The 24,121-nt window shown below is 29.1% G+C and carries 24 protein-coding genes and 1 other annotated feature; of the genes, 23 read left to right on the top strand and 1 reads right to left on the bottom strand.

Going from position 1 to position 24,121, the window contains the following annotated elements:
- Nucleotides 1–3 precede the first annotated feature (3 nt).
- The 16 genes from sigG to KGF39_RS03015 all read left to right on the top strand — a co-directional run bounded on the left by sigG (nt 4) and on the right by KGF39_RS03015 (nt 15,103).
- Nucleotides 4–777, top strand: a complete 774-nt coding sequence (sigG, locus tag KGF39_RS03090; RefSeq protein WP_003416101.1) for an RNA polymerase sporulation sigma factor SigG — start codon at nt 4–6, stop codon at nt 775–777.
- 103 nt (nt 778–880) lie between these two features.
- Nucleotides 881–1,144, top strand: coding sequence for a YlmC/YmxH family sporulation protein (locus tag KGF39_RS03085; RefSeq protein WP_003416105.1), 264 nt, complete (start codon nt 881–883; stop codon nt 1,142–1,144).
- A gap of 21 nt (nt 1,145–1,165) precedes the next feature.
- On the top strand, nt 1,166–1,627 hold the full coding sequence (gene nrdR / locus KGF39_RS03080; RefSeq protein ID WP_227821151.1) for a transcriptional regulator NrdR: 462 nt from the start codon (nt 1,166–1,168) through the stop codon (nt 1,625–1,627).
- The gene (pgeF, locus tag KGF39_RS03075; RefSeq protein ID WP_306800914.1) at nt 1,624–2,385 is read left to right on the top strand and encodes a peptidoglycan editing factor PgeF; all 762 of its coding nucleotides are present in this window, start codon (nt 1,624–1,626) and stop codon (nt 2,383–2,385) included. Before nrdR ends, pgeF begins: the two co-directional genes overlap by 4 nt.
- 14 nt (nt 2,386–2,399) lie before the next feature.
- Nucleotides 2,400–3,092, top strand: coding sequence for a response regulator transcription factor (locus KGF39_RS03070; RefSeq protein ID WP_227821149.1), 693 nt, complete (start codon nt 2,400–2,402; stop codon nt 3,090–3,092).
- Between the two features lie 28 nt (nt 3,093–3,120).
- Nucleotides 3,121–4,410 carry a HAMP domain-containing sensor histidine kinase gene (locus tag KGF39_RS03065; RefSeq protein WP_227821148.1) on the top strand — a complete coding sequence of 430 codons (1,290 nt, stop codon included), beginning with the start codon at nt 3,121–3,123 and terminating at the stop codon, nt 4,408–4,410.
- Between the two features lie 54 nt (nt 4,411–4,464).
- Nucleotides 4,465–5,397 carry a YIEGIA family protein gene (locus KGF39_RS03060; RefSeq protein WP_227821147.1) on the top strand — a complete coding sequence of 311 codons (933 nt, stop codon included), beginning with the start codon at nt 4,465–4,467 and terminating at the stop codon, nt 5,395–5,397.
- 44 nt (nt 5,398–5,441) lie between these two features.
- A complete protein-coding gene (locus KGF39_RS03055; RefSeq protein WP_227821146.1) occupies nt 5,442–6,374 on the top strand; it encodes a YIEGIA family protein in 933 nt (310 codons plus the stop codon).
- Between the two features lies 1 nt (nt 6,375).
- A complete protein-coding gene (locus tag KGF39_RS03050) occupies nt 6,376–6,576 on the top strand; it encodes a capping complex subunit for YIEGIA (RefSeq protein WP_004454951.1) in 201 nt (66 codons plus the stop codon).
- Nucleotides 6,577–6,812: 236 nt separating this feature from the next.
- The gene (locus KGF39_RS03045) at nt 6,813–8,141 is read left to right on the top strand and encodes a DUF512 domain-containing protein (RefSeq protein WP_227821145.1); all 1,329 of its coding nucleotides are present in this window, start codon (nt 6,813–6,815) and stop codon (nt 8,139–8,141) included.
- A 27-nt stretch (nt 8,142–8,168) separates the two neighbouring features.
- Entirely contained in the window at nt 8,169–9,494 is a 1,326-nt protein-coding gene (der, locus tag KGF39_RS03040) for a ribosome biogenesis GTPase Der (RefSeq protein ID WP_003426959.1), read from the top strand.
- A gap of 34 nt (nt 9,495–9,528) precedes the next feature.
- Entirely contained in the window at nt 9,529–10,143 is a 615-nt protein-coding gene (gene plsY, locus KGF39_RS03035; protein WP_227821144.1) for a glycerol-3-phosphate 1-O-acyltransferase PlsY, read from the top strand.
- A gap of 30 nt (nt 10,144–10,173) precedes the next feature.
- Nucleotides 10,174–11,193 carry an NAD(P)H-dependent glycerol-3-phosphate dehydrogenase gene (locus KGF39_RS03030; protein ID WP_227821143.1) on the top strand — a complete coding sequence of 340 codons (1,020 nt, stop codon included), beginning with the start codon at nt 10,174–10,176 and terminating at the stop codon, nt 11,191–11,193.
- Between the two features lie 301 nt (nt 11,194–11,494).
- On the top strand, nt 11,495–12,970 hold the full coding sequence (gene spoIVA / locus KGF39_RS03025) for a stage IV sporulation protein A (protein ID WP_227821142.1): 1,476 nt from the start codon (nt 11,495–11,497) through the stop codon (nt 12,968–12,970).
- Between the two features lie 482 nt (nt 12,971–13,452).
- Nucleotides 13,453–13,722, top strand: coding sequence for an ACT domain-containing protein (locus tag KGF39_RS03020; RefSeq protein WP_227821141.1), 270 nt, complete (start codon nt 13,453–13,455; stop codon nt 13,720–13,722).
- 25 nt (nt 13,723–13,747) lie between these two features.
- Nucleotides 13,748–15,103 carry a PFL family protein gene (locus tag KGF39_RS03015; protein WP_227821140.1) on the top strand — a complete coding sequence of 452 codons (1,356 nt, stop codon included), beginning with the start codon at nt 13,748–13,750 and terminating at the stop codon, nt 15,101–15,103.
- 442 nt (nt 15,104–15,545) lie between these two features.
- Here KGF39_RS03015 and KGF39_RS03010 read toward each other — a convergent pair whose 3' ends face one another.
- Entirely contained in the window at nt 15,546–16,586 is a 1,041-nt protein-coding gene (locus KGF39_RS03010; protein WP_003416156.1) for a PTS sugar transporter subunit IIC, read from the bottom strand.
- A 381-nt stretch (nt 16,587–16,967) separates the two neighbouring features.
- Here KGF39_RS03010 and KGF39_RS03005 point away from each other — a divergent pair, with 381 nt between their 5' ends.
- From KGF39_RS03005 to ileS, 7 genes are all read left to right on the top strand, one after another.
- Nucleotides 16,968–17,603 carry an HlyD family efflux transporter periplasmic adaptor subunit gene (locus KGF39_RS03005; RefSeq protein ID WP_227821139.1) on the top strand — a complete coding sequence of 212 codons (636 nt, stop codon included), beginning with the start codon at nt 16,968–16,970 and terminating at the stop codon, nt 17,601–17,603.
- A 9-nt stretch (nt 17,604–17,612) separates the two neighbouring features.
- Nucleotides 17,613–18,317, top strand: a complete 705-nt coding sequence (locus tag KGF39_RS03000) for a YggS family pyridoxal phosphate-dependent enzyme (protein WP_227821138.1) — start codon at nt 17,613–17,615, stop codon at nt 18,315–18,317.
- Between the two features lie 39 nt (nt 18,318–18,356).
- A complete protein-coding gene (locus tag KGF39_RS02995; RefSeq protein WP_227821137.1) occupies nt 18,357–18,815 on the top strand; it encodes a cell division protein SepF in 459 nt (152 codons plus the stop codon).
- An 18-nt stretch (nt 18,816–18,833) separates the two neighbouring features.
- Nucleotides 18,834–19,091, top strand: coding sequence for a YggT family protein (locus KGF39_RS02990; RefSeq protein WP_054274603.1), 258 nt, complete (start codon nt 18,834–18,836; stop codon nt 19,089–19,091).
- A 9-nt stretch (nt 19,092–19,100) separates the two neighbouring features.
- Nucleotides 19,101–19,886 (top strand): YlmH/Sll1252 family protein, encoded by a 786-nt coding sequence (locus KGF39_RS02985; protein ID WP_227821136.1) that lies wholly within the window; start codon nt 19,101–19,103, stop codon nt 19,884–19,886.
- A 34-nt stretch (nt 19,887–19,920) separates the two neighbouring features.
- Nucleotides 19,921–20,448: a DivIVA domain-containing protein gene (locus KGF39_RS02980; RefSeq protein ID WP_227821135.1), complete on the top strand. Its 528-nt coding sequence runs from the start codon at nt 19,921–19,923 to the stop codon at nt 20,446–20,448.
- Nucleotides 20,449–20,621: 173 nt separating this feature from the next.
- Nucleotides 20,622–20,857 (top strand) — a binding site (T-box leader).
- Between the two features lie 91 nt (nt 20,858–20,948).
- Complete coding sequence (ileS, locus tag KGF39_RS02975; RefSeq protein WP_227821134.1) at nt 20,949–24,056, top strand: isoleucine--tRNA ligase; 3,108 nt, start codon at nt 20,949–20,951, stop codon at nt 24,054–24,056.
- Nucleotides 24,057–24,121: the final 65 nt, after the last annotated feature.

Below are 24,121 nucleotides of genomic sequence, written 5' to 3'. Positions count from 1 at the left end.
TGTATGCAAGTTAATAAGGTTGAAATATGTGGTGTTAATACATCTGAACTTCCAGTTCTTAAAAATAAGCAAATGAAGGAACTTTTATTACAAATAAAAAATGGTGATGAAGAAGCCAGACAACAGTTTGTAAGAGGAAATTTAAGATTAGTCTTGAGTGTAATAAAAAAGTTTAACAACAGAGGAGAAAATATAGACGATTTATTTCAAATAGGTTGTATTGGTCTTATAAAAGCTATAGATAATTTTGATTTAAGTCAAAATGTAAGGTTTTCAACTTATGCTGTTCCTATGATTATAGGAGAAATTAGAAGATATTTAAGAGACAATAATCCAATTAGAGTAAGCAGATCATTAAAAGATATAGCATATAAGGCGCTACAAGTTAGAGAAAGATTAATTAGAACAAATTCTAAAGAACCTACAGTATCAGAAATAGCAAAAGAATTAGAATTAGAGGTAGAGTCAGTTGTAATGGCACTTGATGCCATACAAGACCCAATATCTCTATTTGATCCAGTATATCAAGACAATGGAGATGCAATATTCGTTATGGATCAGGTTCAAGATAAAAAAGATACTGATGAAAATTGGTTGCAAGAAATATCACTTAAAGAAGCTATTAAGAAATTAAATAGTAGAGAGAAGTTGGTATTAGATTTAAGGTTTTACAAAGGAAGAACTCAGATAGAAGTTGCTGATGAAATCGGTATATCTCAAGCACAAGTATCAAGAATTGAAAAGAATGCTTTAAAAAATATGAGAAAATATGTATAAGTAATCCATGGACTGTAAACATTATTTTAATTTAAATGACCTATATAGGTCATTTTTTTTTACTTCGATACATATTTATTTTTAAAGAAAGGGTGAGTATAATATGATTAGAGTTTCTGATATAATGGAAAAAGAAATTATAAATGTAAAAAATGGAAAAAGGATGGGATTTATAATAGACATAGATATGGATATTCATGAAGGGAAAGTAGTCTCATTTACCATTTTTGGAGATGGAAGTAGAAGTTTTTTTTCAAGAGGAGGGGATGAAGAAGTTATATTTTGGAATGATATACTTAAAATAGGTTGTGATACAATAATAGTAAATATAGGTTCAGAATTAAGCTTAGATGAGTTTGAGATATAGTTAAACAAAGGAGGAATATAGATGCAATGTCCTTATTGTAATTATAAAGAATCAAAGGTAATAGATTCTAGACATACAGATTTAAAATCTATCAGAAGAAGACGTGAATGTGAATCGTGTAAAAAGAGATTCACCACATATGAGAAAATAGAAACAACTCCTTTAATGGTTATTAAAAAAGATAATAATAGAGAATATTTTGATAGAGAAAAGATAAAATATGGGTTATTAAAAGCATGTGAAAAAAGACCTGTATCTATTGAAGAGATTGAAAGTATTGTTGTACATATTGAAAATGAAATAAATAAATGTTTTATAGAAGAAATTGAAACTAAAAAAATTGGTGAGATGGTAATGGATAAGTTGAAAGATTTAGATGAAGTTGCCTATGTGAGATTTGCTTCTGTGTATAGACAGTTTAAAGATATAAATACTTTTGTAAATGAGCTTAAAAGTATATTGATAGAAAAAGGAGACAAATGATGAAAGATTATATAAATATAAAAAATGTACAAGATATTAAAGAGTATGTTAATTTAGATGGTAATTGTAAAGAACTTGATGAAAAATTAGATTCTATAAATCTAGTTATAACATGTAAGAATATAGATGCAAAAAATAAAGAAGACATGTTAAAAGTATGTAAAGAATGTGATTTGACATTTGAAAATTTAACTAGTAATTCTCAAATACATTCAGATATAGTTAACGTAGTTAATGAAGATACTATAGGGAAAAGAATAGATGGAGATGCACTTATAACAAACTTAGAGAAAGTACCCCTTTTACTATTTACTGCAGATTGTGTACCTATCTCAATCATAGATGCTAAAAATAAAGCCATAGGACTGGCTCATGCAGGCTGGAGAGGTACTTTTAGTAATATAGGTCATAAAACAATACAATTAATGTCTGAATGTTATAAAACAGCTCCTGAAGACTTAGTATGTATAATTGGGCCATCAATTGGGCCTTGTTGTTATGAAGTATCTGAGGATTTGGTAGAAAAATTTAACACAATTCTTACAAATAATGATGAAAAGTTCTATATAATAAAAGAGGGAAGTTACTATTTAGATTTATGGAAAATTAATGAGTATATGCTGAGATGTAGTGGAGTTAAAAAAGAGAATATAATAAATTTAAATTTATGCACTAGTTGTAAAGAAGATGAATTCCACTCTTATAGAAAACATAATAAGGCATCAGAACGAATAGGAACGGTACTACAGATAAAATAGAGAGGAGCTTTTTAATGAATACTAAAGTGCTTGTTATAGACGATGAAATGCATATAGTTGAGCTATTAAAATTCAATTTGGAGGTGTCAAATTATGAAGTTAGTTATTCATATGATGGGTTTGATGGATTTGTAAAAGCTAAGGAAATTAAACCAGATTTAATACTTTTAGATTGGATGCTACCAAATATAAGTGGAATAGAAGTTTTGAGAAAAATAAGAAGTGATAAAGACTTAAAAAATATTCCTGTTATAATGCTTACTGCTAAGAATATGGAAAATGACAAGGTTGAAGGGCTTGAAATAGGTGCTGATGACTATATAACTAAGCCATTTAGTATAAAAGAGTTGTTAGCTAGGATTAGTTCTGTTTTAAGAAGATATAACTTGACTAGCTTAGGTGAAGAAAATAATATACTTACTACAGGTAATTTAAAACTAGATTTATCAAAGCATGAAGTCACTAAAGGTTCTGAAAAGATAGAGTTAACACTTAAGGAATTTGAGTTGTTAAAATTATTAATTCAAAATAAAGGAAAAGTACTTTCAAGAAATTATCTTTTAGATAAAATATGGGGATATGAATACTATGGAGAAACTAGAACAGTAGATGTTCATATAAGATATTTAAGAAAAAAAATAGAAGATGAAGATAAATCAGAAAAATATATAGAGACTATAAGAGGTGTAGGATACAAAATAGATTAAAAAGGTTATATTTTAGGAGTGTTATCTTGTGGAAGAGTTAAACAGTATATATTTTTTTATTGTTATGTTGTCTATAGTTATTGTGATATTAGCTGTAAGATACACAATAACATTAAGAAAATATTTAAAAGAATTTATATATGTCTCAAAAAAAGTAAGTAATAATGAATACCATGCTAGGCTTAATATATCAGCCAAAGGAGAGCTTGGAGAATTAGCTAGAAATTTTAACCATATGATAAAGAATATGGATAAAACATTAGAAGAAGTACAGTATAAGCATTTACAGTTAAGGTCTATATTAAAGAGTATATCTCATGGAATTCTGGCTATAGATGTGAATGGAAATATACTTCTGATAAATGATGAAGCAAAAGAAATGATAAAAAGTGAACCAAATCAACTGGTTGAAGGTCACAATATCAATGTTGTAATAAAAGAAGAAGAAATATTAAGACAGATACTTCGATTTATTGGTTCTAAAGATAATGAAACTGCCAATATTACTACTAAAGATGATATAGTATACAAAATAAAAGTAGACCCAGTTTATCTTCAAAATACCAACAATGTAATAATAGGTTCGATAGTAAATATAGAAGATATTACTAAAAAAGTTAAGCTTGAAAATATGAGAAGTGATTTTGTTGCAAATGTAAGTCATGAACTTAAAACACCACTTACATCTATAAGTGGATTTGTTGAAACACTAAAGTCAAATGAAAATATAGATGTGAATACTAGAAATAGATTCTTAGAAATAATAGAAAGTGAATCAGATAGATTAAAAAGATTGATTGATGATATATTATTATTATCATTTGTGGAAAATAAAGATACTCTTCTTATGGAAAATGTTGTAGTATATGATGTATTTAAAGAGGTATATGAAATAACTCAACATTCAGCTAGTGAAAAAAATATAGAAATTTTATACAAATGTGATGATAAGTCAATAAGTATATTATCTAATAAGGATTATATAAAACAAGTATTTTTAAACCTAGTTGATAATGCTATAAAATATACTCAGGATAATGGGATTGTACAAGTTGTAGTTTTAAAAGATGAAGAAAAAATAGTAATCAAAGTTATAGATAATGGTGTAGGGATACCAAAAGAAGATGTAGAACGCATATTTGAACGATTTTATAGAGTAGATAAAGCAAGAAGTAGAGATGTAGGAGGAACGGGTTTAGGATTGGCTATAACTAAGCATATAGTTAAATCGCTAAATGGATGTATAAAAGTAAAAAGTGAACTTGGTATTGGTAGCGAATTCATAGTTACAATATTACAAAAAAATTTCCTTAAATAGAAGGGAATTTTTTTTGTTTTTTGCACAAACTATATAAGAGAAGGAGCTGAGAAAATGGAAGAAAGTTTATTGAATGCAAATTTATTTAGACACTCTTTTATAGTTGCACTAGTTGTAGGAATATTATGTAGAGGATTAGTTTTAAGAGTTACAGACAAACAATACCCATCAAGACCACAAGATTATTTAGAACAGATAATTATATCTGGGCTTTCAGCTTCATTAGGTGCTATAGCATTGCCTGCACTTATAGACAAGGAGTTTGCAGCATTGACATTTTTTGCAGTAGCAATACAACAGTTTCAAGGTCTTGCAGAGCAGGAGAGAATAACATTAAAAAATATTGACAATGAAGAATTAGTACCAAAGGGAGATGCTTACGTCGAAGAAATAGCATCTACGTATGAATCTAGAAGTTATATAAGTCTCTTTTCTGCATTAGTATCTTCTATAGTTTATATTGTTTTTGCAAGAAAGTATAACCTTAGCTTTTTTTATTGTACAGTATTAGCTATTGTGTCAGGGTCTATTGTTGGTTTAATTTTTAGAAGATTTTTAAGAAGAAACAGTATAGCAGATATAGCGGATATAGTTCCTGCGAAAATAAGTTTTGAAGGACCTATTTTAATGGTAAATGATGTAATAATAACGAATATAGGTCTAGAAAGTACAAGAGAAAAATATAGAAATGAATGTCTGGCTGTAGAAGTTATACCAAGAGATTTAGGTGCATTTGGAATAGTAAATGATATAGGGCAAAGACAAGCTATAATACATAATCTATTTATTCATATGGGTATAGATAGAGATGTAGATGAGGTTGATATTGTTGCTATATCTAAGACTAACTTAAAAAAAAGTACTGTGGTTATACCATATATGCCAATACTCAAAGATATAGATGTCATGATAGATGTAGTGAAAAGTACGCCTATTATAGAAACATCAAAAGGAAAACAGAGTGATTTTTCTAGAAAAACTTTATAGATTTAAATGTAATATTTTAGATTAAATATTTTAGGAGGGATTTAATGGATAGAGTATTTTTTGTTGCTGTTATTATTGGTATAACATCTAGAGTTATAATGTTGAATTTAGACCAAAAACAGTATCCAACGCAACCAAATGTTTTACTGTCTCAACTTATATTAGCATTCGTCGCTTCTTCACTAGGAGCATTATTGGTTCCAGCTCTTATAAATCGTTCTTATACATCTATAACATTTTTATCCCTAGCAGCAGAACAATTTAGACAAGTGAGAGCAAATAGAAGAAATACATTGCAAAATTTAGAGGAAGTTCAACTTGTAAAAAGAGGAGCTGCATTCATAGAAGAGATAGCTAGAACTTACGAAGTAAGAAATTATATGTGTATAGTTACATCCTTTTTAACAATAGGATTGTATTATGTAATACTTGCAGAAACGAATATAAGTGAAGGTATGAGCCTAATAATAAGTTCAATTTGTGGATTATTATTAGCTTTTATACTAAAAAAACTCCTTACTAGAAAAAGTATTGGAGACATAGCTGATGTAATTCCTGCTGAGATTAGTTTTGTAGATGAGTCTATATTGAAAGTAGGAGATTTAAAAGGGATAACAAATATAGGTCTAAAAAGTGATAGAGAAGTATATATTAATAGAGGTGTAGGAATAAAAATAATTCCTAAAAATAAAGATTATGCTAATGCAGGAATATTGTTTGACTCAGGTCAAAGACAAGCGATAGTATACAATATATATTCAAGGTTAGGTTTATATGGAGATTATGGAGAACCTTCATTCGTACCATTGCCTAGAAGGAATAAAAATGATGAAAGTATAATGATTGCTTATTTACCAGTAGATAAGAATGTAGAAAAAGTAATGGAAGCTGTAAAGTCGTGTCCAATACTTTCAAGTTCTAAAGGAAAAAACTTATCACTAAAAAATTATAAAATAGGAAAGAAAGGAAGTGCATAAGATGGGAATGGATATAGGTTTAAATGAATATACCCTAGCTATAGTTACACTGGATAAGAATATGAAAAATGGTGGAGGTTGTCCAATATTTTATGCAAATGATGAGAAAGATTTACAAAATAAGGCATTGTTGATGTCAAAGTGTGTAGGTGGAATGGTTCATGATATGACAAATGGAACGTTAATCATAGTAAAACATTAAAATTATAATTTTTTTTAATAACAAATAATATTCAAATTTAAGTCTCTTAAAGATTTGAATATTATTTGTTTTAATCTATTTTATAGCTATTTACTCATATTGACTATTAGAATTAAAATGTGTTATTATGACATGAAATGTTTAAAAATGCTATTATAAAATATAATAAATTAACAAATTGTATATGAAAATATATTATAATAAGCCTTGGTGAATATAAAAGAGTGGTGAAAATATTGGAAGTAAATGTAAAAAAAATAAATAATATTATAAGTAAGGTTTACAAAGATAGTATTGCAGAAGAAATAGGTATAGAAGTAGGAGATTTACTTATATCTGTGAATGAACAGCCAATACATGATATAATAGAGTATAGATTCTTACTAAGTGATGAATATTTAGAAGTAGAAATACAAAAAAAAGATGGCGAAGTATACATATACGAGATAGAAAAAGACTATGATGAAGATTTGGGTGTTGAATTTACAAATCCAATAATTGACCAAGCTAAAAGCTGTAGAAATAAGTGTATGTTTTGTTTTATAGACCAATTGCCAGAAGGTATGAGAGAAACTCTTTATTTTAAAGATGATGATTCAAGGTTATCTTTTTTACAAGGAAATTTTGTTACACTTACAAATATGAGTGAAGAAGATATAAATAATATCATTAAATATAGAATAAGTCCTATAAATATATCTGTGCATACAACTAATCCAGAATTAAGACAAAAAATGATAAGCAATAAATTTGCAGGAAAATTATATGGTATAATGGAGAGATTGGCAGATGCTCATATAGAAATGAACTGTCAAATTGTTTTATGTCCAGGTATAAATGATGGAAAGGAATTGGATAGAACAATAAAAGAACTAGCTCAACTTTATCCATATGTAAACAGTGTTGCGATAGTACCAGTTGGAATTACAAAACACAGAGAAAATTTAGCAAACTTAGACATATTTGATAGTAAAGGTGCAAGTAGAACTATAGAACAGATACACAAAATGCAAAAAAAATATCTTAATGAAATAGGAACTCGATTTGCCTTTTTATCAGATGAATTTTATATATTATCTAAAATAGAATTACCTAAATATGAAGAATATGAAGGGTTTTTACAGTTTGAAGATGGTGTTGGAATGATACGTAAATTAAAAACAGAAATTGAAGAATATTTAAATACGTTACCAGAAAATATGCTTAAAAGAGAAAAGAAAGTATCAATAGCTACTGGTCATTCTGCATATGAATTCATACAAAGTATGGCAGATGCTATGATGGTCAAGTTTAAAAATCTTCAAATAAATGTATATGAAATTAAAAATAAATTTTTTGGCGAGACAATAACTGTATCAGGGCTTTTAACAGCTAAAGATTTAAAAGAGCAGCTTGAAAATAAAGAATTAGGAGAAGCTCTTTATATAACAAGAAGTATGCTAAAAGCAGATGAAGAAATTTTTTTAGATAATATTGAACTAAATCAGTTAGAAGAACTTATGAAAATAAAAATTATCCCATGTTTGAATGAAGGAAAAGACTTTGTGGATAAAATTTTAAAATAGAAAACAAAAGATGGAAGGAGAAACAAAATGAGTATAAGCAGGCCAGTTGTAGCTGTAGTTGGGAGACCAAACGTTGGTAAGTCTACAATATTTAATAAATTTGCAGGAAAAAGGATATCAATAGTTGAAAATACACCTGGAGTTACAAGAGATAGAATATTTGCTGAAGTAGAGTGGTTAGATAAGTATTTTACATTAGTGGATACAGGAGGAATTGAACCTGATAGCGAAGATATAATATTATCTCAAATGAGAAATCAAGCAATGCTTGCAATGGACATGTCACATGTAATACTTTTTATAGTTGATGGTAAGGCTGGAATAACAGCTGCTGATAAAGAAATTGCACAATTGCTTAGAAAGACAAAAAAACCAGTAATCTTAGTAGTTAATAAGATTGATAGTCAGAGTCAGTTTGATAATATATACGATTTTTATGAATTGGGATTTGGAACTCCTTTTGCAGTTTCAGGAGCTAATAGTATGGGATTTGGAGATTTATTAGATGAGATAGTTGAAAATTTTCCAGCAGGATTAGATACAGAGTATGAAGAAGATATAATAAGAGTAGCTATAACAGGTAAACCAAATGCAGGAAAAAGTTCTATACTTAATAAGATACTTGGAGAAGAAAGAGTAATTGTAAGTCCAATTGCAGGAACTACTAGGGACGCAATTGATACTTATTTTGAAAAAAATGGACAGAAATTTCTTCTGATAGATACAGCAGGTCTTAGAAGAAAAAGTAAAATATATGAGACAATAGAAAAATACAGTGTAATAAGAGCCATGAGTGCAGTGGATAGAGCAGATGTAGTATTGATAGTAATAGATGCTCTAGAAGGTGTAACAGAACAAGATACAAAAGTTGCAGGTATAGCACATGATGAAGGTAAAGGGTGTATATTTGTAATCAATAAATGGGACTTAATAGAGAAAGATAATAAGACTATGAGTAATTACACAAAAGATATAAAAGAAAAATTTCCATTTATGATGTATGCTCCAATAGTATTTGTTTCTGCAAAGACTAATCAAAGAATGAATAAGATATTGGATACAGTTGAGTATGTGTCAAATGAACATTCTAAGAGAATATCAACTTCAGCACTAAATGAAGTAATTGGAGAAGCTGTAATGTTAAACCAACCACCATCTGACAAAGGTAGAAGATTAAAAATTTACTATGGGACTCAAACAGACATTAGACCTCCTAAAATTACACTGTTTATAAATGATAAGGACTTAACTCACTTCTCATATCAAAGATACCTTGAGAATAAGATAAGAGAAAATTTTGGATTTGAAGGAACTTCCATAAAGTTTGAGTATAGACAAAAAAATAAAAAATAAATATCTAAAATATAACTAAAGGGAGGGAAATTCAGTGGAGATATTTAGTTATATAATTATTGCTGTGGTTGCATATCTTTTAGGCAATATATCGACTTCGTACATAGTTGCAAAGCGAATTGCTGGGGTTGATATAAGGACACAAGGTTCAGGTAATGCAGGTTCGACAAATGTACTTAGGACACTTGGGAAAAAAGCAGGAGCAATGACATTTTTAGGTGATGTCCTTAAAGGTGTGATAGCTGTTTTAATATCAGAGCTTACAGCAAGATTGGTTGGTATAGATACTCTTTTAGCTGGATATCTGGCAGTTATATGTGTTGTAGCAGGTCATAATTGGCCAGCAGTTTTAGGATTTAGAGGGGGTAAAGGTGTTGCAACTTCGTTAGGTGCAATGCTCGCTGTAAATCCAGTAATAACATTAATGTGTCTAGCAGTATTTATATTGGTGGTATCTATAACAAAATATGTTTCATTAGGTTCTGTTGTAGGAATAGGATGTTCACCAATATTTATGATTATAGTAAAAAATAAAGCTGGCTTAATAGTAGCTTTGTTTTTAACTGCATCAGTAATATATAATCACAGAGCAAATATAAAGCGATTATTAAATGGGACAGAGAGAAAAATTGGTCAAAAGAAAGAATAGTAAATATATTATACTCAGGTGGTGTTAAACATGGAGAAAGTATGTGTATTAGGTACTGGAAGCTGGGGAAGTGCATTAGCTTTAGGTCTTGCAAAAAAAGGTAATGATGTGAGCATGTGGACTCGAAAAGAAGAACAAGCTAAAAAAATAAACAGAACTAAAGAAAATACAGACTATTTACCAGGAGTATTATTTCCAAATAATATAACTATAAGTACTGATATAGAAAAAACTATAAAAGATTGTAAGGTGATAGTTCTAGCAGTTCCATCACAGGTTGTAAGGAGTACTTGTCAGAAAATAAAACCATTTATAAAAGAGGGACAAATTATTGTAAATGTAGCAAAAGGTCTTGAAAAAGGTACTAGACTTAGATTGTCTCAAGTCTGTGAAGAAGAATTACCACAAAATCCATATGTAATACTATCTGGGCCATCTCATGCTGAAGAAGTAGCAAGGGATATTCCTACTACAGTAGTAGTAGCTTCTAAAGATTTAAAAGTAGCACAGATGATACAAGATTTATTTATGAGCCCTAAACTTAGAGTTTATACAAATCCAGATATAGTTGGAGTAGAACTTGGAGGAGCATTAAAAAATATTATAGCCTTTGGAGCTGGGATATGTGATGGATTGGGGTATGGTGATAATGCAAAAGCTGCCCTTATGACAAGAGGTATTAGTGAAATGAGCAGACTTGGAATTGCTATGGGAGCTAGTATGTCTACATTTGCGGGTCTTTCAGGTATAGGAGATTTAATTGTTACCTGTACAAGTATGCATAGTAGAAATAGAAGAGCTGGTATACTCATAGGTCAAGGTATGAGTTTAGAAGAGACTTTAAAAGAAGTAAAGATGGTTGTAGAAGGAATAACTGCTACTGAAGTAGCACATGATATTGCTGAAAATTTGAATATAGACATGCCGATAACTAATGCTATATATTCTGTAATAAAGAAAGGTTCAAATCCTAAAGAAGTTGGAATAGAACTAATGATGAGAAGTAAAAAGCATGAAATGGAAGAAGTAGTTTTAGGTGATGACATATAAATTATAACATAAAAAAATATATATTTTAGCCCTCTTTATAATAAAGAGGGCTATTTTAATTTTATGTAGCATAGTCTATGTTATAATGCAATAAATCATTTTATATACAATTTATAACTATTATAATTATCATTATGTCTTTTAGTGCAATAGATTTTAATAAATTTAATTTAGCTTGAAGTTTACTAATTTCTATATGTAGGGGAATTTAATATTGCTAGTCTTTATTTTTCTATTTTAAGAATATTAACCCCTAACTCTAAATATAATTTAATAAGATTAGATGTATAGGAGGAATAATATGAATAATAACATATACGAAGATATATCCAAAAGGACTCAGGGGGATATATATATTGGAGTAGTGGGTCCTGTAAGAACAGGAAAATCAACTTTTATAAGAAAATTTATGGAAAAGTTGGTTATACCTAATATAGACAATGAATTTAAAAAAGATAGAACAAGAGATGAGATACCTCAAAGTGGTTCAGGTAAAACAATCATGACGGTAGAACCAAAATTTGTACCAGCAGATGGTGTAGAAATTAAAATAAAAGACACAGTATCTTTAAAAGTAAGAATGGTAGATTGTGTTGGATACATAGTTGAAGGAGCTTTAGGGCATGAGGAAGGTGGAAAACAAAGGTTAGTATCAACTCCTTGGTCACAAGAAGCTATGACATTTGAAAAGGCAGCAGAGATAGGAACTAAAAAAGTTATAAAAGACCATTCTACAATAGGAATAGTTGTCTTGACAGATGGTTCAGTTACTGGCATTGATAGAAAAAGCTATGTAGAACCAGAAGAAAGAGTTATACAGGAATTGAAAAGTCTTAAAAAACCATTTGCAGTGGTTTTAAATACGTTAAGTCCAAAAAGTGAGGAAACAAATATGCTTAGAAATGAATTGGAAGAAAAGTATGAAGTTCCAGTTCTTCCAATGAATGTGGTTGAAATGGAAGAAGATGATATAGAGGAAGTTATGGAAGCTGTGTTATATGATTTTCCACTTACAGAAATAAGAATTAATTTACCAAAATGGGTTGAAGGTCTTGAAAGAAATCATTGGATAAAAAGTAGCATAATAACAACATTAAAACAAAGTATTATAGATATAGGTAAAATAAGAGATATAGAAGGGATTATGCAAGGATTTTCAGCGTTAGAGTTTTTGGAAGATACAGGTGTTGATAATGTAGAGTTAGGAGAAGGTGTTATAAACATTGATTTGCAGACAAAGCAAGATTTATTCTACAATATCCTTGAAGAAAAGAGTGGATTTAAAATTGAAGGAGATTATCAATTGCTTAGTCTGATAACTAGACTATCTAAAGTCAAAAATGAGTATGATAAAATAGAAAGTGCTTTAATAGATGCTAAGATAAAAGGATATGGAGTAGTAGCCCCTTCTTTAGAAGAACTTAGTTTAGAAGAACCAGAAATAATGAAACAAGGAAAACAATATGGTATCAAGTTAAAAGCCAATGCACCATCACTTCATATTATAAAAGCAGATATATCTACAGAGGTTTCTCCAATAGTTGGAAATCAAAATCAAGGTGAAGAGATGATAAAATATCTTATGGAAGTATTTGAAGAGCAACCAGCAGATTTATGGGAATCAAATATGTTTGGTAAGTCACTTCATGACTTAGTAAAAGAGCAATTACAAAGTAAATTATATACTATGCCAGAAGAAATAAGAGTTAAAATGCAAAAGACTTTACAAAAAATTGTAAATGAAGGAAGTTCTAACATTATAACTATTTTGTTATAGAAGTATAGCTACTTATTAAAGTGAAACATTTGTTTACTTTAGTAAGTAGCTTTTTATTTATAAAAGTTACTAGAAATATAAATTTATAATGATTGATAATTGTGGAAAAATTATGATGGATAAAGTTTATTTTTTGGCAATATTGTTTTAAAGCTAGGAAAGTATAGTTGAGTTCATACAAATAAAAAAATAATTTTTAGAATGGTATCATTTAGGAAATAGAGAGATTACTAAGTAATACCTTTCATTATTATGAAAACTGTATTTATTATTGAGAAAATATATATAATACATGAATTTTCTAAATAGTATAAAAATAATAGAATATTGAAAAAAAATTGACAAATGAATGTGTAGGTATTAAAATATATTAAATATATACATAAAAAGTGATTTACTAACAAATAAATGAAATATATGTTAATACATAGTTCAATTTGTAAAAATATAAGATTTATAAAAAAATAAGGGAGGATATTATTATGAAAGCCATTTTAACAGTAATTGGAAAGGATAAACCAGGTATAGTAGCAGGAATTAGTGATGAATTATATAAGCAAAATATCAACATAGTAGATATATCACAGAAGATATTGCAGGATTATTTTACAATGATTATGATAGTTGACTTAGAAAAGTCATTAAGTTCTTTTGAGCAAACGGTTGAGGACTTGGTTAAAAGAGGTAAAAAATTATCAGTAGAGGTAAAAATTCAACGAGAAGAAATATTTAATTCAATGCATAATCTGTAGTAGACAGTAAGGGGAGGTGATAACAGTGAATGTAGGAAATATACTTGAAACAATCAAAATGATAGATGAAGAACAGTTAGATATAAGAACTATAACTATGGGGATTTCTTTATTAGATTGTATAGACCCTGATGGAGATAAAGCTAGAGAAAAAATATATAATAAGATTATGAATTCTGCTAAAGATTTAGTGAAGGTTGGAAAAGATATAGAGCGTGAATTTGGTATACCAATTGTAAATAAAAGGGTATCAGTAACTCCAATTTCCATTATTGCAGGTGCAACAGATGAAAGTGACTATGTAAAGTTTGCACAGACGTTGGATAAGGCTGCAGAGGATTTAGGTATAGATTTTATTGGAGGATTCTCAGCATTAGTTCAAAAGGGATATACAAAAGGTGATAAGATATTAATTAAATCAATTCCAAAAGCTCTAGCAAGTACTAATAAAGTATGTGCTTCAGTAAATGTAGGTTCTACAAGATGTGGTATAAATATGGATGCAGTAAAAGAAATGGGAGAAATCATAAAAGAAACTGCAGAATTAACAAAAGATGCAAAAGGTTTTGGTTGTGCAAAACTAGTAGTATTTTGTAATGCAGTGGAAGATAATCCATTTATGGCAGGGGCATTTCATGGTGTTGGTGAAGCCGATAGAATTATAAATGTCGGTGTAAGTGGTCCTGGAGTTGTTAAGAGAGCTCTAGAGAAAGTAAAAGGAGAGCCATTTGATGTTGTTGCAGAAACAGTTAAAAAGACTGCATTTAAAATCACAAGAGTTGGACAACTTGTAGCAAAAGAAGCTTCTAGTAGATTGGATGTTCCATTTGGGATAATAGACTTATCCTTAGCTCCTACACCTGCTATTGGTGATTCAGTGGCAAACATATTAGAGGAAATGGGTCTTGGAGTTGTTGGTACTCATGGTACCACTGCAGCATTAGCACTTTTAAATGATGCTGTTAAAAAAGGTGGAGTAATGGCGTGCTCACATGTTGGAGGACTTAGTGGAGCGTTTATACCAGTATCTGAAGATGCAGGTATGATTGATGCTGTTATCAAAGGTGCTTTAAGTATAGATAAGCTTGAAGCAATGACTGCTATTTGTTCTGTAGGTCTTGACATGATAGCTGTACCAGGAAATACTACAGCAGGTACACTTGGAGCTATGATAGCTGATGAAGCAGCAATAGGTATGATTAATAACAAGACTACAGCAGTTAGAATTATACCAGCTCCAGGATGTGATGTAGGTGATATGGTAGAGTTTGGAGGTCTTTTAGGACGCGCACCAGTAATGCCTATAAATACAAATTCATCTGAACTATTTACTCAAAGAGGCGGAAGAATTCCAGCTCCTATACATTCATTTAAAAACTAAGTACACTACATATAATAATATTTAAATAAAGATTTAGATGGCTAAATTAAAGAAGTCTATATATTTAAATATTATAATTAAGATAATAAATTTAAAAAGTTAGTTGTTAAGATTGTGATAACAATAAAGCGATACATGGTCATTTAAAAGACCATTTATCGCTTTTATTTTAATAATATCTAATTAATATAAAATTTCTATGTATTTTAAAGTTTATGCTACCTAATAGTAATAAGTTATATTAATTTTTATATCTAAAATATCAACCAAATAAAAAACTAAATAAAAAGAATAACTAAAAAATAAAAATTTATCTAAATATTCAACACACATAATAATCATAAATATAAATAAAAAATAAAACTTTTGCAATTAGTAAAATTGCCTACCTACAATATAAAACTCTAATATTTAAAATATAAATTTATAAATCTTATTGTTTTTAAGCAATTTCTTCCTCTACATCAGTACCACGTATTTCACCAGCAGTAAGAACTTTAAAGGTACTGAATATTTTTGAACCTAAAAATCCTGCAATTACATTGAATAGGGCACATAAACCAGCTGTTATAAGAACTTGTTGAACTGGATTATAAGCAAACATTATGGCAAACCCAGCCACAGGTGTAGCTGTACCTGGTGTCATGTTTACAAGACCCATCAAAGCTACAATGATACCAGAAAAAGCTCCTCCAAAGAAATTAGTAGAATATATAGGTATTGGATTAGCTGAAATTATGTCCGATTGAGTCAATGGTTCAATAGCAACAGATATAATATCTTTTTTAGAACCTAATTTCAATTTTGCAAATAGTGTTGAGTTCATAAAAGCTGAACCAAAAGCACCTAATGCTCCTATTGCCATAGGAAGACCAGTAAGACCAATTATAGATGTAAGAGCCATTGAACTAAGTGGAGATGTTCCAACTACTGTTATTAGACCTCCTAGTATAATTCCCATTATTATAGGGCTGATGTTGGTAGCTTCTATTAAAACTTGTCCAATTTGTAGTAGTGTACTATTAACTAATGGGTCTACATTTGATGCTATAAGACGAGATAGTGGTGCACATAGAAGAATTACAACTACTAAATCCACTCCAGGTGGCACTTTTTTCTCTATAAATTTAATTAAGAAAGAAACAAAGTATCCAGCAACGAATCCAGATAATATAGAAAAATCTAAACAAGACAATCCTATTAGAACTGCATAAACTGGAGACACACCTAAAGCTAAAGGCACAAGTATAGCAGCAGCAACTCCACCAAGGCTACCATTAGCAGCACCAACACTTCTAAAAAATTCCATACCTAGAACATCACCAAGTAAAGAAAGGTTGAATGCCTCTACTAAGAAAGTAGCACATGCAGCATTTGCTAGAGCTCCCATAGCCTTCATACCATATGGAGCTTTGTAACTAAAAATTGTGAAACAACATAGAACCAATAAAAGTAAACCTGTTCCTAATAGAATTTCTGACATAAGAAAATCCTCCTTGTATTTTTTTTAGGACATAAACCTTTGTTGTGATAACGTTATCCTAGTGCGTAAATAATTAACTAAATCAATGTCAACAGAACAAAAGTTATTTTAAATCTTAATTGGTTTTATATTGTATCTAAAAATAAAAATAACTATAAAAATATATAAAGTAAGCTTAACGTATAAAATATAAATTAAACTTATACTTTATAATACAATTATATATAAATAATACAGTCTTGTATAGAAAGATTGATAAAAAATAAATTTAATATAAAAAAAACAATTATTAGAATATAAAATATTAGCATATAAAAAAGGAATAAACCTTTTTTAGAAGAAGTACTTATTAATGAAAGAAATTTTATAGGGGGAGAGTAGTTGAAAAAGATTAAATATACCAGATTAGTAATGCTTGGTATTCTTATATATTTAGTATTTAATGTATTAGTAATGATAATTAGCAAAAACGTAGATACATTGGTACTAAAAAGTGAAAAAGTTGATGCAAAAATTCATGTAAAAGGAACTATAGAAAAAGATGCCAATGACCAAAATAGTTATTTATCTACATACATCAGTAAAGAAGATTCTAAGAACTTTGAAAAGAATCAAAATGTAGTAATTGAACATAACAAGCAAAAAATAGATGCAAAAGTTTACAAAATATATAAAAATAATAATAAAATAATGATAAAATTAAAAATAAGTAACCAAATTGTTGCAAATCAGGATACAAGTGTCGAAGAATTTGATATAATATATAATCAGATGGAATGTTTAAAAATACCTAAAACTTCTATAAAAACAAAAGACAATAAACGTGGTGTATATGTAATTGATGAACAATCACAAAGTGTAAAATTTGTCATATTAGAAGGAATAACTTATGAGAATGAATCTTCTGTATTTGTGGATTATTATAAAAATGACATAAATGGAGTCACAAGTGTTAATCTATATGACAAAATAATTTTAAGACCTAACAGTATAAACACAAATATAAGGATAAAGTAGGTGATAATAATGGGTTCTATTAAAGATAATTTATCTGAGATAAGAAGTAAAATTGATAAAGCTGCAAAAAAAGTAAATAGGGATAGTGAAGAAATTACCCTTTTGGCAGTCACAAAAACTGTTGATGTAGATTTAGTTAATGAGGCAATTGAGGAAGGAATAACTTCTGTTGGTGAAAATAAACCACAAGAATTAGCTAGAAAGTATGATATTATAGGTGACAAATTAAACTGGCACTTGATAGGGACTTTGCAAACCAATAAAGTTAAATACATAATAGATAAAGTTTGTATGATACATTCTTTAGATAGAATTGCATTATGCGAAGAGATTCAAAAACGTGCAGAACAAATAAATAGAGAAATAGATTGCTTAGTACAAGTGAATATATCTAAAGAAGAATCTAAGCATGGACTTGATAAAGAAGAAGTTGTAGATTTTGTCAAAGAAGTGTCAGAAAAATATAAAAATATAAAAATAAAAGGTCTAATGACAATGGCACCTTTTGTAAAAGATGAAGATGAGATAAGAGGTGTATTCAAAGGTCTTAAAGATTTATCAAAACAAATAAAAGAATTAAACATACCTAATGTAGGAGTGGACGTTTTATCAATGGGAATGAGTCACGATTATGAAATTGCTATAGAGGAAGGGGCTACCATTGTCAGAGTTGGAACATCAATCTTTGGAGAAAGAAACTATAATAAAAAATAATTACTAAAATCTGAATAAATTCTAAGGAGGAAGTTAATAATGTCAAATGGAATAATATCTAAATTTAAGAACTGGATAGTTGATGAAGAAGAAGATTACATTGAAGATGAATATGAAGATGGCATGGACGATGTAGTTCAAGAAGAAGAAATGAACAGTGGATTTAGTACTGCAAAAGCAAATAAAATTGTAAATTTACATACAACTAGTCAAATGAAAGTTGTAATAGTTGAACCTAAGGTTTATGATGAAGCTGCAACTATAGCAGACCATCTAAAACAGAGAAGGGCAGTTATAGTGAATTTGGAAGGGTTGACTAATTCTGAAGTTCGTAAATCTATATTTAACTTTATGAATGGGGCGGTTTATGTTTTAGATGGAAGTATACAAAAGGTTTCTAAATCAATATTTATACTAGCTCCTAATAATGTGGATATAGATGCAAATATGAAAAAAGAATTAGAAAGTAAAGCATTCTTCCCTTGGCAAAATAAATAGTAAAAAGGCGGTTAATATATGGGAACAATAAGAATTGCACTTTATTATCTTTTAGATATAATAGCATGGATGATAGTTATAAAAAGCTTGATGACTTGGTTTCCAAATGGAAGACAAAGCAAAATTTTTGAGATTTTAGAAAATCTTACAGAGCCAATAGAAGGACCAATAAGGTCTATAATGTACAAATATACAAATGGACCTATAGATTTTTCTCCTTTAATTGCAATAGTGTTATTGATGTTCCTAAGACAATTAGTGTTGGTTATATTCTAAGGTGATAGGATGGATAAATTAAAATTAACAAATCACATAAAGGATATAGACTTGAAAAATAAAATGTTTAAAGTAATAGACAAAGCTAATAGTTGTATAAAAAACTATGATGTCAAGTCTACTGAGTTTCTTAATCCATATGAAGTGAAAAATGCTGTAGCAATATTAAATTCTACAAATGAAATAAAATACAGTGTGGATGGAGGTTATGAACAAGCTGAAAGAAGCACTGTATTTATTTATCCATTTTATATGGAATATGAAGATATAGAAGATACTCTTAGATTTTTACAAATAGAAGGGAATTTCAAATTTAAAAATATATCTCATAAAGATTATTTAGGGTCAATTATGAGTCTAGGTATAAAAAGAGAAAAAATTGGAGATATAATTATACATGATAGCTTTTGTCAAGTAGTTGTAAGTAGTGATATTTGCGATTTTATAATTGTAAATTTAGGAAAAGTTTCAAGAAATAATGTAATTGTAAAGGAAATTTCCAGGGAAAATATTGTTAATAGTTCTTCAAAATATAAAGAAGTATCATTTACAGTATCTTCAGATAGACTAGATTGTGTCATAAGTGGTCTTTATAATATATCTAGACAAGATAGTGCAAAATACATAAATGGAGAAAAAGTCCATGTCAATTATGAAAAGATAACTTCAACCTCTAAAATAGTAAAAAATGATGATTTGATTTCTATTAGAGGCAAAGGAAGAGCTAAAGTAACACAAATAGGAGATATTACTAAAAAAGGAAAAATAAAAGTTCAAGCAAGATTAATTGTATAAGGACTAATTTAAATTATAGCTGGGAGGAAATGTAATGCTAACTCCAATTGAGATAGAAAATAAAGAGTTTAAAAAAGGTTTAAGAGGGTATAGAGATGAAGAAGTTGATGAATTTTTAGATATCATCAAGGAAGACTATGAATCTCTATGTAGGGAAAATAAAGCTCTTAAAGAAAAATTAGGATTATATCAAGACCAAGTAAATAAGTATGAAAATATTGAAGAAACACTAAAAGCCACTTTAATAACTGCTCAAAGTGCAGCAGAAGACACTTGTAGTGCGGCTAATAAAAAAGCTAAGATAATTGTTGAAGAAGCTGATTTAAAAGCTAGACAAATTATAGAACAAGCTAATAACCGTGTTATAGAGATAAGAAAAGAGTATGATGCTTTAGTTAAAGAATTCAAGATATTTAGAAATAAATTTAAATCACTGTTAGAAGATGAAATAAGAAGTGTTGATGAGATTTTTTATGATGTAGATGAAAAATGTGTAAATGCATTTGAAGGAACAACAGTGTATAATTATAGTAATGATGAAGCTGCTACAACCCTAGAATAATCTTGTACTTTGTTTGTTTTTAGGTAGAGTCGTTGTAGAAGTTTGAGAAATCTATAACAAAGATTGAAAATAGGATAAAAATGTAAGAAAAATATAAATTATTATATTTTTCAAAAATATATTGACTATTCAAATTATTTGTTATAGAATTTCATATAAACACAGATAAATTTTTAAAAGCGTTGATAGAGACATTTATCTTTAGATAATTTTACAGAGAATTGGGAATGCTGAGAACCAATGAATTTATAAAGATAAAAAATCACTCTTGAGCTGCAGGCTGAACGATTAAATTCTATTAAGCTGTGCCGGTTAAGTGCCGTTATACTATTAGAGTGTTATATGTGGCTAGTATTTTAGTTCACATATAGAATTAGGGTGGTAACGCGATTTATAACTCGTCCCTTTGGTTTAAAGGGGACGAGTTTTTTAGTATTTAAATTTATGTGAAAGAATAAAAATTTTTGGAATTATAATATTTATAAGAAAGGGTGATTTACATGGCGAAATTTAAGCCATTAGTAGACAGTTCTGTAAAACAAGCAGAAGCACAAGTTTTTGATTATTGGAAAGATATAAATATACTTGAAAAAACTTTAGAAAAAGGTAAAGATGACCCAAGTTTCGTATTCTATGAAGGACCTCCAACTGCTAATGGAAATCCTGGTGTACATCATGTTTTATCTAGAACACTTAAAGATTCAGTTTGTAGATATAAAACAATGTCTGGTTATCAAGTAAAAAGAAAAGCTGGTTGGGATACACATGGATTACCGGTTGAAATACAAGTAGAAAAAGAATTAGGTCTTACTAGTAAACAACAAATAGAGGAGTACGGAATAGCTGAATTTAACCAAAAATGTAGAGAATCAGTTTTTTCATTTGAAAAACAATGGAGAATAATGACTGAGAGAATGGCTTATGAAGTTGATTTAGATAATCCATATATAACTTTAGATAATAACTATATAGAGTCTGTATGGTGGATACTGAATAAATTCAACAAAGAAGGATATATCTATGAAGGGCACAAAATACTTCCTTATTGTCCAAGATGTGGAACTGGTCTTGCTAGTCATGAGGTTGCACAAGGATATAAAGAAGTAAAAACTAATACAGTTATAGCTAAATTTAAGAAAAAAGATGCTGATGAGTACTTCTTAGCATGGACAACAACTCCATGGACTTTACCATCAAATGTTTCATTAACAGTAAATGCTGATGTAGATTATTTAAAAGTTAAAAAAGGTGATGAGGTATATTATGTATCTAAGCCTTTAGCTGATAAAGTACTAGGTGAAGACTATGAAGTTTTAGAAGAAATGAAAGGTAAAGACCTAGAAGGGTTAGAATATGAACAATTAATGCCTTTTGTAGAAGTTGACAAAAAAGCATTTTTCATTACAGTAGGAGATTATGTAACTACTGAAGATGGTACTGGAATAGTTCATACAGCACCAGCGTTTGGTGAAGATGACTATAATACAGGGAAAAGATATGACTTACCAGTTGTTCAACCAGTAGATGAAACTGGTAAATTTATAGCTACTCCTTGGGAGGGTAGATTTGTAATGGAAGATGGTCTAGATGTTGAAATAATAAAATTGCTAGCTTCTGAAAATAAACTATATAGTAAAGAGAAAGTAGTTCACAATTATCCTCACTGTTGGAGATGCCAAACTCCATTAGTATACTATGCAAAACCAAGCTGGTATATAGAGATGACTAAACTTAAAGATAAATTAATAGAAAACAATAATGGTGTAAAATGGTTCCCAAGTTTTGTAGGTGAAAAGAGATTTGGAAACTGGCTAGAAAATCTAAATGACTGGGCAATATCAAGAACTAGATATTGGGGAACTCCTCTTCCTATATGGAGATGTGAGTGTGGTCACACAGATTCAGTTGGTTCAAGAGCTGAATTAGCTGAAAAAGCTATAGAAGATGTAAACCCAGAGACAGTTGAACTTCATAGACCATATGTAGATGATATACACTTAAAGTGTGAAAAATGTGGAAAACCAATGACAAGAGTAACAGAAGTTATAGACTGTTGGTTTGATAGTGGAGCTATGCCATTTGCTCAACACCACTATCCATTTGAAAATAAGGAAAACTTTGATGAATTGTTCCCAGCTGATTATATATCAGAAGGTATAGACCAAACTAGAGGTTGGTTCTACTCATTACTTGCAGTATCAACATTTGTATTAGGAAAAGCACCATATAAGAGTGTTTTAGTTCCAGACCTTGTACTTGATAAAGATGGTAAGAAAATGAGTAAATCAAGAGGAAATACAGTAAATCCAATGGAATTATTTGACCAATATGGAGCAGATGCACTAAGATGGTATCTACTATATGTTTCTCCACCATGGACTCCAACTAAATTTGATATGGATGGATTAAAAGAAATCCAAAGTAAATTTATAGGTACTATGAAGAATGTATATAATTTCTTCACTTTATATGCAAACACAGATGATATAAATCCAACTGAATTCTTTGTAGGATATAAAGATAGACCTGAACTTGATAGATGGATATTATCTAAGTTCAACAATTTAATGAAAGATGTAGAAGAAAACTTAGATATATTTGAGTTAAACAAGACTTTAAGAATGATACAAGATTTTATAAATGATGATTTATCTAACTGGTATATAAGACGTTCAAGAAGAAGATTTTGGGCAACTGAATTAACAGAAGATAAAAAAGCAGTTTATAATACAACTTATGAATTATTACATGGTCTTTGCAGAGCTATAGCTCCATTTGCGCCATATATGTCAGAAGAAATGTACAGAAATCTAACAGGAGAAGTATCTGTCCATTTAGCTGAATATCCTAAATTTAATGAAGAATTAGTAGACACTAAATTAGAAGAAAAAATGGATTTAGCTAAAAATTTAGTTACTTTAGGTAGAGCTTCAAGAGAAGTTGAAAGAATAAAAGTTCGTCAACCATTACAAAAAGTGTTAGTAGATGGTAAGTTTGAAGATACAATAAGCGATGTAGTTGATTTAATAAAAGAAGAGCTTAATGTTAAAGAGGTAGTATTTGCTAAGGATTTAGATGAATATATGAACTTTAGCCTAAAACCAAACTTTAAGGAAGCAGGACCATTACTAGGTTCTAAGATGAATTTATTCGTTGGAGCATTAAATAAATTAAATGCTCATGAAGCTGTCAATAAACTTGAAAAAGGTGAGACTTTAACAGTTGATTTAGATGGAGAAGACTTTGAGTTCAATAAGGAATTAGTGCTAATAGGTATAACTGCTAAAGAAGGATTTAATGTATCTGTTGAAAATAATCTTTTTGTTATACTAGATACTAAGCTAACTGAAGAGTTGGTTGATGAAGGTTATGCTAGAGAATTTATATCTAAAGTACAGCAATTAAGAAAATCTAATAACTTTGAAGTATTAGATAATATAGTAATAGAATACTGTGGTGATGATGAAATTGCTAAGGCTGTTGAACATTTTGATGAATACATCAAGTCTGAAACTTTAGCTTTAGAAATAAATAGAGTAGATGATAAGTCTTTAGAAGAACAAAATTTAAATGACCATATGACAGGTATAAAAGTTACAAGAAAATAAAAAGAATAGTTAGTCAATCAAAATCCCTATAGAAATTAGTTTATAAATTTCTATAGGGATTTTTT

This window comes from Clostridioides sp. ZZV14-6345 (assembly GCF_020657775.1).
In the GTDB taxonomy this organism is placed as follows: domain Bacteria; phylum Bacillota; class Clostridia; order Peptostreptococcales; family Peptostreptococcaceae; genus Clostridioides; species Clostridioides difficile_D.
Note: the sequence above shows the minus strand (reverse complement) of the source record. Positions and strands in the feature narration are given on the sequence as shown.

Bases quoted from the DNA above. Each gene is read 5' to 3' on its own strand.
- sigG (WP_003416101.1), top strand. From the start codon at position 4: ATGCAAGTTAATAAGGTTGAAATATGTGGTGTTAATACATCTGAACTT.
- KGF39_RS03085 (WP_003416105.1), top strand. From the start codon at position 881: ATGATTAGAGTTTCTGATATAATGGAAAAAGAAATTATAAATGTAAAA.
- nrdR (WP_227821151.1), top strand. From the start codon at position 1,166: ATGCAATGTCCTTATTGTAATTATAAAGAATCAAAGGTAATAGATTCT.
- pgeF (WP_306800914.1), top strand. From the start codon at position 1,624: ATGATGAAAGATTATATAAATATAAAAAATGTACAAGATATTAAAGAG.
- KGF39_RS03070 (WP_227821149.1), top strand. From the start codon at position 2,400: ATGAATACTAAAGTGCTTGTTATAGACGATGAAATGCATATAGTTGAG.
- KGF39_RS03060 (WP_227821147.1), top strand. From the start codon at position 4,465: ATGGAAGAAAGTTTATTGAATGCAAATTTATTTAGACACTCTTTTATA.
- KGF39_RS03055 (WP_227821146.1), top strand. From the start codon at position 5,442: ATGGATAGAGTATTTTTTGTTGCTGTTATTATTGGTATAACATCTAGA.
- KGF39_RS03050 (WP_004454951.1), top strand. From the start codon at position 6,376: ATGGGAATGGATATAGGTTTAAATGAATATACCCTAGCTATAGTTACA.
- der (WP_003426959.1), top strand. From the start codon at position 8,169: ATGAGTATAAGCAGGCCAGTTGTAGCTGTAGTTGGGAGACCAAACGTT.
- KGF39_RS03030 (WP_227821143.1), top strand. From the start codon at position 10,174: ATGGAGAAAGTATGTGTATTAGGTACTGGAAGCTGGGGAAGTGCATTA.
- spoIVA (WP_227821142.1), top strand. From the start codon at position 11,495: ATGAATAATAACATATACGAAGATATATCCAAAAGGACTCAGGGGGAT.
- KGF39_RS03020 (WP_227821141.1), top strand. From the start codon at position 13,453: ATGAAAGCCATTTTAACAGTAATTGGAAAGGATAAACCAGGTATAGTA.
- KGF39_RS03010 (WP_003416156.1), bottom strand. From the start codon at position 16,586: ATGTCAGAAATTCTATTAGGAACAGGTTTACTTTTATTGGTTCTATGT.
- KGF39_RS03000 (WP_227821138.1), top strand. From the start codon at position 17,613: ATGGGTTCTATTAAAGATAATTTATCTGAGATAAGAAGTAAAATTGAT.
- KGF39_RS02995 (WP_227821137.1), top strand. From the start codon at position 18,357: ATGTCAAATGGAATAATATCTAAATTTAAGAACTGGATAGTTGATGAA.
- KGF39_RS02990 (WP_054274603.1), top strand. From the start codon at position 18,834: ATGGGAACAATAAGAATTGCACTTTATTATCTTTTAGATATAATAGCA.
- KGF39_RS02985 (WP_227821136.1), top strand. From the start codon at position 19,101: ATGGATAAATTAAAATTAACAAATCACATAAAGGATATAGACTTGAAA.
- KGF39_RS02980 (WP_227821135.1), top strand. From the start codon at position 19,921: ATGCTAACTCCAATTGAGATAGAAAATAAAGAGTTTAAAAAAGGTTTA.
- ileS (WP_227821134.1), top strand. From the start codon at position 20,949: ATGGCGAAATTTAAGCCATTAGTAGACAGTTCTGTAAAACAAGCAGAA.